This is a genomic window from Microbacterium sp. GW823-FHT02G05 (assembly GCF_058797175.1).
Window position 1 is genome coordinate 1,319,202 of sequence record NZ_JBXAJK010000001.1, and the last position, 12,664, is coordinate 1,331,865.

Sequence of the window (12,664 nt, forward strand, 5' to 3'; positions counted from 1 at the left end):
GATCAAGGGACTTCCCAACACGGCGGACAGGACTCGACGAGACTATCGACCGGCGACGGTTCGTGCAACCCGGGCGTGTCGTGCGCGCATCCGCTGGTGGCCCGAGGCGAAGGGGGACTTCGTCAGAAGCCGGCCAGTCCCTTGCCGATCACCTGCGCCCCCAGCACCAGGAAGAGCACGGTCATGATGGCTGCGTTGTGCGCAGCGAGCCAGGTGCGCACGCTGGCGAGAACGCTCGCCGCTCTCTTCGGGGCGAAGACAGCGAGGAGCACCGGTACGGCGACGGTCAGCGCGGCGATGACGGTGAAGAGTCCGATCGTCGCGAGCTGACCTCCGATCGTCAACTCCGCGGCACGTCCGATCACGGTACCCGCCGCGGCGGCCATGAGCAGGTTCTTCGGGTTGACCGCAGCCAGCGCGAAGCCTAGTGCGAGCGCGGCCAAAGGGCGCATCGAGTCGATCTTGGACATCCATGCAGGAAGCGCCGCATCTTCGCCGGGCTTCGGCCGGGACTTCCACTGCCGCACTCCGAGCAGCACGAGGAGGGCGCCGAGAACAAGCTGGATCACCGCCATCACCGGACGTGATCCTCCGGAGGAATCCGGCTCGGGGATGACGCCGGCGAGCAGGGTGAAGACGGTCGTGGCCGCGTAGACGCCGATGACCCAGCCGAGCAGGAATCCGACCCCCAGCTGTCGTGCGCGCGGCGACATGAGCATGAGGATCACGGCGATGATCGGCAGGGGGCTGATCGCGATCGCAACAGCGTTGGGCAGCACGCTGCCGAGGGATTCCAGCATTCGATTTCTCCTTGTTGCGCGGGCGTTTCGCACCCGGAGGGACTCAGGACGAGAGCAGCTGCTGCTTCGCGAGGGCGAATTCTTCGGCGGACAGAAGGCCCTGCTGGTGCAGTTCGCCAAGCTGCTGCAGGCGGGCGACGACATCGTTCGCCGGAGCCGGAGCCGGAGCCGGAGCCGGAGTCGGAGCCGGAGCCGGAGCTGGAGCCGGAGCGACCGGCGCGGTTGCGGCGGCCGCGGCCTGCGCGTAGGCCGCGGCCTGTTGCTGCTCCATCGCCTGGTGCTCAGCTGCACGCGCATGCTGGCGTTGGGCGACGGCGCCGCTCACGGCGGTCGCGGTGCCGGCGACGACGGCCGTGCGGGCCGCCATCCCGAGGAGGCCGGGACGACCGGCGCGTCGAAGGATGGGCATCTCAGACCTCTTCCTGAGCAGGGGTGCCCAGAGCGAGGGCGACCAGTTCGTTGACGACGGGCGCGGGGATGCGCTCGGCACGGACGACGCGTCCCCCTGCCTCGGAGACGCGGGAGGAGAGCGTTCTCGCCCAGCGCATCTCGAGCGCCAGGATGGCAACGCCAGAACCGGCCGGGGTCTGGGCGATCGCTTCGGAGATGTCGTCCTCGCCGATGACGCCCTCGAGGTCCATCACGAGTTGCGAGATCACGCCGGTGGCGCTTTCACGCATCTCGGTGATCTGCACAGAGTCGTCTGAGCGCCGCACGGCGATCACGAGGTCGAGCACACGCACAGTGTCGGAGACGGCAAGGTCGGCGACGGCGGCGAGCACACCCGCATCCGGGGCGTCACCGTCGAACTCGACGACGAAGACCTCGACCGGGCCGAAGGCGAACTCCTCAGACATCGTCAGCGACCTCCGATGGTCGGGAACGTCCACGAGCCGTCGAGGATCTCGGGACGCGGACGGTACAGGCGGACGAGGTAGTTCCAGCCCTCCATGATCGGCAGGGTGTTCGGGCGGTGGGGGTCGCCGCCGAACCGCGCGGTCACCGTCCCGTCCTCATTGTGGGCGGCGGTGATGTTGTTGATGCTGTAAGCGTTCGTGGAGTTGGGCTCAAGGTAGCCCTCCGCGTTGTAGAGGGTGATCGACCAGAAGCCGTCGACGGGCACATCGCCGACCACCAGCTCGTACTCGCCAACGGGCAGCTCAGGATTGACGTTGATGTAGTACGCCTCTTCGACGGGGAGACCGCCCCAAGCCGAGGCCGTTCCGAGCAGGTGACGGATCGGGTCGACGTCTTCCTTTCGCCCGAAGCATCCCTCCATGCCACCCAGGCCCTTGGCGAGCTCGATGAGGGCGGCACGGGTCGCCGCGAAGGACGTCTCATCCCAGACCACCGGTGTGAAGATCCTGCCGCCCGCCGAGGTCGCTGCGAACTGCCGCTGGAGCTGGTTGACCGTGGCGATGTCGTCGGGGTTCTCGGGGTCGACCAGAATACGGCCCGCGGCGAGGACGAAGTCGCTGCCGATCTCCTCCGCGGTCAGCTCGTAGGTCCCGCCGCTGTGCAGTACACGGGGGATGTAGTGATCCTGGCTGACGAGCATGACTGACACGTAGCGCTCTCCGGCATCGGGGATCGTGATCGTGGCCCCGCGCGACACATCCAGGATGATGGCGCTGTAGAGGGTGTCACGGTTCATGCGGATCACCGTCTGCTTGTCGACCGGCGTCGGCGAGAAGTAGTGGTTCCACGTGTTCGGCGCGGGTGCTGCGGCGGCGATGCCGGCGAACATCCGGTCGCTCTCCGCGCGAACGAAGTTCGCGAACGTGACGGGGGTCGGTGCGGTCGTCATGGTGGTGCCCTTTCTGCGCAGGTCCTGTCATCCTCACGGGGGGACGGCGCCGGCGCATCATCATCTGCGGATGATTTCTCGGCCATGACTCTGTCGAGCGCGTCGGTATGCACGAGAGGATCGGAACGATCCGGAACGACGAAGGGAAGACGATGACCGAGGTGACGATCGGCTCTGTGCTGGGGGACCCGGAGGCGCCGGTGCGTCTGGATGCCCGGCGGTTCAACCGGCACACATTCTGGTGCGGGCAGAGCGGCAGCGGAAAGACCTACGCGCTCGGCGTCGTACTGGAGCAGCTGCTGTTGCACACGGAGCTGCCGATCTTGATCCTTGACCCCAACGCCGACTTCGTGCACATCCCCGAGGCGCGGTCGACCGCGAACGCCGAAGACGCGCAGCGGCTGGCAGAGACCGATATCCGCGTCTTCCGCTCATCTGCGGGTGAGGGTGAGCCCCTGCACGTCCGTTATCTTGATCTGTCCACGGCATCGAAGGCGGCGCTGCTACGGCTCGATCCGATCACAGATGCAGAGGAGTACAACGTCCTTCTGAATTCGGACGAGCGCGCAGAGACTTTCAGCGCCGCGGAGATGCTGGCGCGACTCCGCGGGTCCGGCGACCCGGGACAGATTCGTCTGGCTAACCGCATCGACAATCTGGAGGTGCTCCGCTGGGACCTCTGGTCGCGCGGCGAATCCTCGGTCGTGGATGTGATTGATGAGCGACCGCGTGGAACAGTTCTCGATCTCGGCGGATTCACCCACCCCGCCGAATCCAAGGTCGCTGCTCTGGCTGTGCTGGAGCATCTGTGGGCGCGGCGAGAGGAACGGCGACCGATCCTGATCGTGATCGACGAGGCGCACAATCTCTGCTCCCCTCATCCGCGCACCGATGTCGAACGCGCTCTGACGGAGCAGCTCGTGCAGATCGCCGCGGAGGGGCGCAAGTTCGGGTTGTGGCTGCTGCTTTCCACGCAGCGTCCGACGAAGATCCACCCCAATGTGCTCTCGCAGTGCGACAACCTCGGACTCATGCGCGTCAATGCCCCGCGCGACCTCCTGGAGCTCTCCGAGGTGTTCGGTTTCGCCGGCGAGGAGGAGGTACGGCGCTCCGCGAGCTTCGGCCTCGGGCAGGCGCTCTTTGCCGGCGGATTCATCGCCGAACCGACCTTCGTGCAGATGGGAGAGCGCGTGACGGAGGAGGGCGGCGGCGACGTGCGTGTGCCGCTGCGGGGGACGCCGCCGGCCTGAGCGCTCAGGTACGGAAGCGGACGGCCTCGCGGCGGTTTGCGACGCCAAGCTTTCGGTAGATCGCGCGCTGGTGCGTGCGGATCGTGTTGACGGAGACGAACAGCGCCTGGGCGATCTCCTCGGAGGTCATGGTCGTGCACAGATAGCCGAAGATCTCGCGCTCGCGCGCCGAGAGCGGCAGACCGACAGCGTCGCCTTCGGGCGTGGTGGCATCGAAGGCGGTGATCCGCGCGGCGATGAACCCGCCGTGGGCGGTTCCTGCCGCTGCGTGATCGGCGAGGAGGGCACGGTAGCGGGCGTCGCGTTTGGTGAAGGGCTGCAGAATCCCCTCGGGAATGGCGACGTCGAGGGCCCGCTCGAACAGTCTCCGGCTCTGCGTCGCATCGCTCCGCTCATGAGCGATGAGCGCGGATGTGAGGTATCCGGAGGAGGCCACGAGGGAAACCCGGCGGGCCTGTGCTGAGATCCGGGCGAGGACGCGGATGGCTTCGACTGAGCGTCCGGCGCTGCGGAGCACTTCTGCCGCGATGACGCTGACGAGGGGGACGTCGTCCATGTCGGTGATCGTTGCCAGTATCTCAAGGGCGCGCTCATGGTCTCCCGCGGCGGAGAGCAGCCGGGCGTCGGCGATGGCCCGGTAGGTGGGCCACGGAAGCCCGTGCACGCGCTGCGTGCTGATGCCGTCGAGCTCGGCCCGGGCGGACTCCCACTCGTCGGGGTTCCCGTCGTCTGCTGCGCTGAGTGCCATGTAGACGCGGGCGAGCGCGGCGTAGGACGCCTCATGCCCACCCTGTGAGAGGAGGGCACGGAACACAGTGCGTGCGTCGCCTGTCCGCGCTTGCCAGTAGTCGACGAAGCCTCTCGCGAACAGGGCGATCCCCCCGTCGTAGTGGAACCAGTCCTCCGCATGATCTGCGGCGTCGTCGCCATCGTCGAGCAGGCGACGAGCGTGCTTGAGGTGCCCGCCGTAGCCCAGGGCGAAGGCGAGGTTGCCGCGGGCTCGTCGGGCAAGGATCGGGCGTGCGCCGGCATCGGCTTCGAGAACGGCTGACTGCAGCAGCCGCACAGCCGACGGTGGGTCGCGCCGAAGGCGCAGCTCCACCCATCCGAGCAGGAACACCCGATACGCGTTCAGAGAGGGATCGGATGACGCATGCGTCATCACGGTGCGTGCGCGATCGGCGGCGGACGCGAGGACAGCGGAGTCATCGGTGAGGAACAGGGCGGCGAAGGCCTCTGTCGCTACGAAGTTCGGGTCTGACCCTCCCGTCGCTGTCGCCTGTGCGTGCAGCAGCGTCGAGCCAGTCGTGTCATCGAGCAGGTTGAGGCACGCGGCACGGATCACGAGGAGTTCAGGGTGGTTGCGCAGTTCGGGTGAGAGCCGAAGGCACTGGGCATTGAGCTGTCTCGCGCCCGATTCGGTGATCACTCGCAACCACATCGTGCGGATGATGTCGACGGCCACGTCATCCGCGCCGGCGCGAAGGGCGTGCGTGATCGCCTCCGCGGGGGAGTGCGGTGCAAGCCAGCGCGCCGCGAGCGTGTCCAGGGCACGACGACGCACGCCGTTCGAGCGCGCCAGGATGTCACGGCACCGAGTCGCGAACTCTTCGTTCCAGCGGTAGAGCGCGTTCCCTTCGGCATCCCGGTATCGCGTGAGGAAGAGTCCGTGCGCGATGCACTCCTCCAGGAAGCGCTCGCTGTCCGGCTCGCTCGTCAGCGCCTGCGCCAGTGCGGGTGTGAGCAGTGAGCAGGTGGTGGCGGAGAGGACGAACTCGGCGAGTGCGGGAGGAAGTCTGCCGAGGACGTGATCTGCGATGTAGTCGGTCAGCAGAGCGGCGTGTTCGGGCTCGGGAAAAAGCTGTCCGCTTGTCGCTCCGCGGCTGTCTTGTGCGTGTGCGGTCAATCGGTGCAGGCGCGCAGCGATGGGCCATCCGCTGCTCGAAGTGATCAGCGCGCCCGCCTCGGCTTCTGTGATCTGGGCGTCCCAGTGGGCGTACTCCTCCATGACCTCCTCGACGGTGACCGCGAGGTCACGGGCGGAGAGCGTCGTCGCACGCTGACTTGCTACGGCACCGGCGAACCAGGTGCGGAGCGCGGGAGCCCCGGCCGCGATGATGCGCACTCTTCCCTCCGTGCGCGCGATGAGGGTGTGGAGAACATGGGGTGTGAGTGCGGCCCCCGCATGGTGGGCATCGTCGATCACGAGCGTGACCGGTGCGCCGAGGCCGTCGACCACTGCGGTCAGCCGTTGCCAGGCATCCGCGGACGGCGCGGAGCCCGACGAGGAGAGCGCGATTCCGTCGATCTGGAGCAGTGCGCTCCGGATCCCAGTGAGGAGATGCTCTTCGTCCATGTCGTCGTGGGCAGTGAGTGTGAGCCATGCGGTGTGTGCGGTGCTCCGCAGCGCCCAGGCGGAGAGGAGCGTCGTCTTGTCGTAGCCGGAGGGGGCGGCGAGCAGCGTCAGCGGGTAGTCCCGCACTGCGGCGTCGAGGTGGGCAAGGAGACGCGGACGCGCGGGCGCGGTCATCGCCGACTCCGGCGGTGACATCAGACTCCACGGCGAGGCCCCCCGGACCCGCATCGACTGCTCCCTCACAGGGCAGATTCTAGTGAGCGGGATACGCGAGGGGGCGCATCGTCGGCGATAGACCTGCCGCAGCCACGGTCATCATCTCTGGATGAGATCGGCGACGGGTCCTTCCGCGGGGTCCAGACGATGAGCCATGGTGGGAAGCGCTCCTTCCCTGCGAGCCATAAGGAGGATGATCGATGCGGCGACCGCTCGCGGGGCTGACCCGCCATAATGTCCTGCGCGAGGCTATCGCCGGCGTGACCCTGCTGGCGATCTCGGTGCCTCTGAACATCGGCTACGCCCAGATCGCGGGGCTCCCTGTGACCGCGGGACTCTACGCGCTCGTCGTGCCGACTGTCGTGTACGCGCTTCTCGTCTCCTCTCGGCAGGTGGTGGCGTCCCCAGACGCCGCCGCGGCGGCACTCGTCTTCTCCTCTCTCACGGGGCTGGGCATCGCCGGCGCGGACTTTCCCACGATGGCGGCCGCACAGGCGATCATCTGCGGGCTCGCCCTAGTTATCGCGTCCTGGCTGAAGCTCGGCTTCCTCGCCAACTTCCTGTCGAAGCCGATCCTCGTGGGATTTGTCGCGGGGCTCGCGCTCGAAGTGCTGCTCAGCCAGATCGCGAAGATGCTGGGCATCAGCATCGAGAGCGGTGGCGAGTTCTTCGAGAACATCGCGTCGCTCGTGACACGCCTGGGCGAGGCATCCGCGCTTTCCGCGGTGATGGCACTCGCAGCCCTCGCCCTGCTGCTCGCGGGAAGACGGTTCGCGCCGAAGGTTCCCGCAGCGCTCGTCGTGCTCATCGTCGCAACTTTCGTCACCGTCGCCTTCGGGCTGGACGAGCGCGGGGTGGCGGTGCTGGGTGCGGTGCCGGCGGGGCCGCCCCGGTTCGATCTGCCTTCGCTCTCGCTCTCACAGTGGATGGCGATCGTTCCCTCTGCGCTGGCGCTGGCGCTGATCACGATGGCGGAGGGTGTGCTCGTGTCGCGCTCGTACGCCGATCTGCGCGGCCACCGGGTCGACGCTGATCGCGACCTTGCCGCATTCGGCGCCGCGAATGTCGCCGCAGGGCTGTCCCTCTCGTTCGCCGTGGGCTCGTCGACCTCGCGAACCGCGGCGATGGATCAGCTCGGCTCGCGCACGCAGTTGCCCAGCATCGTCCTTGCGCTCGGATCTCTTCTCCTCCTGCTCTTCGGGACGGGCCTGCTCAAGGGGATTCCTTCCCCGGTGATCGGGGCAGTCGTGGCGGTCGCCGTGATCCGCCTCCTCGGCGTCGCGGAGTTGCGCCAGGTCGCGAGGCAGTCCCGATATGAGGCAGCCATCGGCGGCGCGTGCGTGCTGGGCGTGCTGATCCTCGGCCCGATCGGCGGGCTGTTGCTGGCGTTCGTCCTCTCACTCGTCAACCTCGTGCGTCGTGCGGCGCATCCGGAGGTGAGGGCGCTCTCGATCCCCGCGGATCCGGATGCTTCGCTCACGGACGTCGCCGAGGACGCGCAGCCGGACGAGGCAGGAACGCTCGTCGTCCGTTTCGCTGCTCCTCTGTTCTTCGGAAACGGCGCCACGCTCGCCGGATTCCTCGACGACGCCACTCGGGACGGCGACGTTCGTATCCGCACTGTCGTACTCGATGCCGAGGCCGTCACGGATGTCGACGTGACCGGAGCTGCAGCGCTGCGTCGGGCGATAGACGCTCTCGACGCCAGGGGCATCGGGTTCAGCCTGTCGCGACTTCGGCCAGAGCTCCGCGCGCGGTTCGCCCGTTTCGGGCTGCTGGACGAGAGCGTGGGGGAGTTCGCCACGACTCGTGAGGCCGTTCGGGTGCTGCGCGAGCGGTACGGGCCGCACAGCGGAGACAGCTGACTCCGCCGCGCGACGGATGCGCCCACGCCCACCCGGCTCTACCGTGGACGTATGGCACGCGATGAGATGAGCAGGCACGAGGCGAAGCAGCGCATGAGTTGGGGCGTGGGCATCGCGCTCGGCATGGGCGTCGGAGTCGCCATGGGTGTCGCCACGAAGAACATGGGCGTGGGCATCGGAGTAGGCATCGCGATCGGTCTCGTGTTCGCGATCGCGGTCAACGGGGCGCCCGGCCGCCCGAAAGCGCCGCCCGCGGAGCCGTCGGGCATCGAACCGGACGGTGACGCTCCGTACATGGATGCTCCGTCGACCGGCGTTCCGTCGACCGATGTGCCTCCGACCGACGTTCCGCCGCGCAGAGACGAGCCTGACTCAGACCGCTGACTCTTCGGGACGATCGCGCCACTTCGTGAGGAAGACGTGCACGTCGTCGAGCTCGTCTTCGGAGATGCTGTGGGTGAGCCCCGGGTAGACCCGGCCGGAGAGCTCGCTGTGATCGGGCAACCACTGCGCCGTGTGCGCGATGAGTGCCGCCGGGATGACATCGTCGTGGGAGCCGCGTCCCCAGAAGACGGCGGGCTTCTGCTCCCGCAGCGCGGCGTCGCCGTCGAGTGCGCCGGGCGCCGCATACCCGCTCAGTGCGACGACCGCACCGAAGCGCTCGGGGGCAAGGCGCAGTGCCTGCAGTGATACTGCGGCGCCCTGGGAGAATCCGAGCAGCGCCACGCGCGTGGCATCCGGAGCCTCGGCATCGAGCCAGTCGAGCACGGCCTGCGCTGCGGCCGTCACATCGGAGGATGAGCGGCCATTCAGCCCCTCGATCGGATACCAGGAGCGCCCGGGCATGGGCCACGGGGGAGACAGCGGGGCCGCGACGGATGCCACGGCGATGCCGGTCGGCAGATAGCGGACGAGCCCGAACAGGTCGTTCTCGTCGGCGCCGTACCCGTGCAGGAGAACGAGCAGCGGCGCGTCCGGGCCGCGACCCGACCAGCGGGTCGCGGACGTATCGAGCACAAGCGGAACAGTCACGATTCCATCCTGCCAGCGGGTGCCGACATCGACGTTCTCACGGAGTTTCCGCGCCCGCTCCTGTGTTCGCAGGTTCGCCCTGGTAGAACTGACACATGGCGGTACGCACACCAGACCCCGATCCGTCCGACTCCGGCGACGAGCTTCCCGAGTTCGGCAGCGACGGCGTGTCCGACGTCAGCAACCCGGGCTGGCTCAGCGAGTTCGAGCTCGCCGAGGCGCGCCGAAGGCTACCCATGCTGTACGTCGAGGCCGTCCCGGTGCGCACCGACGGATCCGGGCAGGTGACCGACATCGGCATCCTGCTGCGGGCGACCCCCCTGGGCGAGATGAAGCGCACGATCGTGTCGGGGCGCGTGCGCTTCGGTGAGACCGTACGCGATGCGCTCTTCCGCCACCTCGAGAACGACCTCGGACCGATGGCCTTCCCGCTGCTGCCGGCATCGCCGGCGCCGTTCACGGTCGCCGAGTACTTCCCGCTTCCCGGCGTGAGCGCCTTCCACGATGACCGCCAGCATGCGGTCTCGCTCGCTTTCATCGTCCCGGTCACCGGCACGTGCGAGCCGCGGCAGGACGCGCTGGAGGTCACCTGGTTCTCGCCGGAGGAGGCGGTGTCGGATGCCCTCGCCGCCGAGATGGAGGGTGGCCGAGGTGCGCTCGTGCGTCAGGCCGTCGCGCACCTCGGACTCATCCGCTAGACAGCGGGCTGCGTTTCTGCTCAGGCCGTGAGGCGCGCGACCTCGGCGACGAGCGCGTCGATGTCGGACTCCTGCGTGTCGAAGCTGCACATCCAGCGCACCTCGTTGCGTGCGGCATCCCAGTCGTAGAAGCGGAACTTCTCGCGCAGCGCATCCGCGATGCCGTCGGGCAGAGTCGCGAAGACGCCGTTCGACTGGGTGTCCTGAGTGAAGCCGACACCGTTGATGGTGCCCGCGGCGATGCCCTCTTCGAGTTCGCGGCGCAGGCGTGCGGCCATCGCATTGGCGTGGCTCGCGTTGCGCAGCCACAGGTCGCCCTCGAGCAGGGCGATGAGCTGCGCCGAGACGAAGCGCATCTTTGAGGCGAGCTGCATGTTGAACTTGCGTGAGTAGCGCAGACCGTCGGATGCCTCGGGGTTGAGGACCACGATCGCCTCGCCGAGCATCGCGCCGTTCTTGGTGCCGCCGAAGCTGAGCACGTCGACGCCGGCGTCGCGCGTGAAGGCGCGCAGCGGCAGGTCGAGGGCAGCGGCGGCGTTCGCGAGGCGCGCACCGTCGAGGTGCAGCTTCATGCCGCGCTCGTGCGCGTGATCAGCCAGCGCGCGGATCTCATCGACCGTGTAGAGGGTGCCCAGCTCGGTCGACTGCGTGATTGAGACGACGAGCGGCTGCGCGCGGTGCTCGTCGCCCCAGCCCCACGCCTCCTGATCGACGAGCTCAGGAGTGAGCTTGCCGTTCTCGGTCGGGACGTTCAGGATCTTGAAGGCGCCGATACGCTCGGGAGCACCGCCCTCGTCGACGTTGATGTGCGCTGTCGAAGCCGCGATCACCGCGCCCCAGCGGGGCAGCATCGACTGGATGCCGGTGACGTTCGCCCCGGTGCCGTTGAAGACGGGGAAGGCCTCGACGCCCTCGCCGAAGTGCTGCTGGAAGACCTCCTGCAGCCGAGCCGTGTAAACGTCGCCGCCGTATGCGCCCTGGTGGCCGTCATTGACCGCCGCGATCGCCGCGAGCACCTCAGGGTGGATGCCGGAGTAGTTGTCTGATGCGAAGCCTCGTAGGCCGCTGTCATGCAGTGGGGTCACCAGATCAGCCTAGTTCCGGATGCTGACATCCGGCCTCGTCGGTGGTACGTGCCAACCGCCCCTATCCAATGTCCGCCCCCCGAACTACCCTTTTCCTGTGAACCAGGACGCACCGCATCCGTCCGCAGGTGAGGTTTCGATCCCTCCTGCGGAGTCCACAGGCACGCACTCGATGCGCAGCTTCATCCAGGTGCTCATCAACACGGCGGTCGCGAACCTGACGACGAGCTTCCTCTGGTTCGGGCTGACGTTCTGGGTGTACCTCGAGACCGAGAACGTGATGGCGACCGGCATCGTCGGCGGGGCCTACATGCTGCTGATCGCGCTGTTCGCGATGGTGTTCGGCACCTTCGTCGATCGCCATCGCAAGCGGGCCGTCTTCGTGCTGTCGAGTGCGGTGACGGCCGTCGCGTTCGTGCTTGCGCTGCTTCTGTACTTCTGGCAGCCCGAATCCGCTCTGCTCGATTTCGGGGGTCCGTGGTTCTGGCTGTTCGCGGGCGTCATCCTGCTCGGGGCGGTCGTGGAGCAGATGCGCAACATCGCCCTGTCGACGACAGTCACGCTGCTGGTCCCCGTCGAACGTCATGCGAACGCGAACGGGCTGGTCGGCACGGTGCAGGGCGTCGCCTTCATCGCGACGAGTGTGTTCAGTGGTCTCTCGATCGGCTTCCTCGGTATGCAGGGCACGCTTCTCATCGCGGTCGCACTCACGGTGGTCTCGCTCGTGCACATCCTCTTCGTGCAGATCCCCGAGAAGTCGCCGGAGGTCGATCCGGATGCTCCGTCCGCTCTGGACTTCCGAGGAAGCGTCTCTGCGATCCGCGCGGTACCGGGCCTCTTCGTCCTGCTGTTCTTCGCCATGTTCAACAACTTCATCGGCGGCGTGTACATGGCGCTCATGGACCCCTACGGTCTCGAGCTCATGCCCGTGCAGTGGTGGGGCATCGTCTTCGGGGTCGCATCCACCGGGTTCGTGATCGGTGGCATCGTCGTTGCCGCTCGCGGACTGGGACGCAATCCGATCCGCACGATGCTCACTCTGGTGATGGTCATGGGTGTGCTCGGGGCGCTTTTCACGATCCGTGACTGGTGGTGGGTCTACGCGCTCGGTATCTGGGTGTACATGATGTTGATCCCCGCCATCGAGGCGGCCGAGCAGACCGTGATCCAGAAGGCCGTTCCTTTCGAGCGTCAGGGACGCGTGTTCGGTCTCGCATCCGCGATGGAGGCGTCCGCTGCGCCCGTCACGGCGTTCCTGATCGCGCCGCTCGCGCAGTATGTGATCATCCCGCACGTGGAGTCTCCGGCGGGAGTCGCGCAGTGGTCCTGGCTCGTCGGCGAGGGCGATGCGCGAGGTATCGCGGTCATCTTCTTCTTCGCGGGACTCGCGACGATCGCCCTGGGAGCGATCGCCTTCACGACGAAGGCGTATCGACGCTTGAGTACGCTCTTCGTCACAGACGCGACCGGCGCCGAGAGCAAGCCCTCCTCCGCAGAGAACGTCCCGGCGGCCAACGACTGATGTGGCGGGCAGCGCGCCGAGTGCGCCTGCCCG

General features: G+C 67.6%; 12 protein-coding genes. 5 read left to right on the forward strand and 7 right to left on the reverse strand.

Annotated elements, in window-relative coordinates; translation table 11 throughout:
* Positions 1-122: 122 nt before the first annotated feature.
* The 4 genes from AC1REM_RS06260 to AC1REM_RS06275 are packed head-to-tail and all read right to left on the reverse strand — an operon-like array spanning position 123 to position 2,607.
* Complete coding sequence (locus AC1REM_RS06260) at positions 123-800, reverse strand: GAP family protein (protein WP_492513864.1); 678 nt, start codon at positions 798-800, stop codon at positions 123-125.
* A gap of 43 nt (positions 801-843) precedes the next feature.
* Positions 844-1,209: an SHOCT domain-containing protein gene (locus AC1REM_RS06265; protein WP_492513865.1), complete on the reverse strand. Its 366-nt coding sequence runs from the start codon at positions 1,207-1,209 to the stop codon at positions 844-846.
* Between the two features lies 1 nt (position 1,210).
* On the reverse strand, positions 1,211-1,657 hold the full coding sequence (locus AC1REM_RS06270) for a DUF6325 family protein (RefSeq protein ID WP_492513866.1): 447 nt from the start codon (positions 1,655-1,657) through the stop codon (positions 1,211-1,213).
* A gap of 2 nt (positions 1,658-1,659) precedes the next feature.
* Positions 1,660-2,607, reverse strand: a complete 948-nt coding sequence (locus AC1REM_RS06275) for a DUF1214 domain-containing protein (RefSeq protein ID WP_492513867.1) — start codon at positions 2,605-2,607, stop codon at positions 1,660-1,662.
* Positions 2,608-2,759: 152 nt separating this feature from the next.
* Here AC1REM_RS06275 and AC1REM_RS06280 point away from each other — a divergent pair, with 152 nt between their 5' ends.
* Positions 2,760-3,857: an ATP-binding protein gene (locus AC1REM_RS06280; RefSeq protein WP_492513868.1), complete on the forward strand. Its 1,098-nt coding sequence runs from the start codon at positions 2,760-2,762 to the stop codon at positions 3,855-3,857.
* Between the two features lie 4 nt (positions 3,858-3,861).
* On the opposite strand, the gene AC1REM_RS06285 is transcribed toward AC1REM_RS06280, so the two are convergent.
* Positions 3,862-6,387 (reverse strand): LuxR C-terminal-related transcriptional regulator, encoded by a 2,526-nt coding sequence (locus AC1REM_RS06285; RefSeq protein WP_492513869.1) that lies wholly within the window; start codon positions 6,385-6,387, stop codon positions 3,862-3,864.
* Between the two features lie 242 nt (positions 6,388-6,629).
* Here AC1REM_RS06285 and AC1REM_RS06290 point away from each other — a divergent pair, with 242 nt between their 5' ends.
* Complete coding sequence (locus AC1REM_RS06290) at positions 6,630-8,294, forward strand: SulP family inorganic anion transporter (protein WP_492513870.1); 1,665 nt, start codon at positions 6,630-6,632, stop codon at positions 8,292-8,294.
* A gap of 51 nt (positions 8,295-8,345) precedes the next feature.
* Positions 8,346-8,678: a glycine zipper domain-containing protein gene (locus AC1REM_RS06295; protein WP_492513871.1), complete on the forward strand. Its 333-nt coding sequence runs from the start codon at positions 8,346-8,348 to the stop codon at positions 8,676-8,678.
* Here the strand turns inward: AC1REM_RS06295 and AC1REM_RS06300 are convergent.
* Positions 8,667-9,326, reverse strand: a complete 660-nt coding sequence (locus AC1REM_RS06300) for an alpha/beta hydrolase (RefSeq protein ID WP_492513872.1) — start codon at positions 9,324-9,326, stop codon at positions 8,667-8,669. The genes AC1REM_RS06295 and AC1REM_RS06300 overlap by 12 nt on opposite strands.
* 95 nt (positions 9,327-9,421) lie before the next feature.
* Here AC1REM_RS06300 and AC1REM_RS06305 point away from each other — a divergent pair, with 95 nt between their 5' ends.
* Positions 9,422-10,024, forward strand: a complete 603-nt coding sequence (locus AC1REM_RS06305) for an NUDIX hydrolase family protein (RefSeq protein ID WP_492513873.1) — start codon at positions 9,422-9,424, stop codon at positions 10,022-10,024.
* A 20-nt stretch (positions 10,025-10,044) separates the two neighbouring features.
* On the opposite strand, the gene AC1REM_RS06310 is transcribed toward AC1REM_RS06305, so the two are convergent.
* Positions 10,045-11,109, reverse strand: coding sequence for a threonine aldolase family protein (locus AC1REM_RS06310; protein ID WP_492513874.1), 1,065 nt, complete (start codon positions 11,107-11,109; stop codon positions 10,045-10,047).
* Between the two features lie 97 nt (positions 11,110-11,206).
* Between AC1REM_RS06310 and AC1REM_RS06315 the strand changes: the two genes are divergently transcribed.
* Complete coding sequence (locus tag AC1REM_RS06315; protein WP_492513875.1) at positions 11,207-12,631, forward strand: MFS transporter; 1,425 nt, start codon at positions 11,207-11,209, stop codon at positions 12,629-12,631.
* Positions 12,632-12,664: the final 33 nt, after the last annotated feature.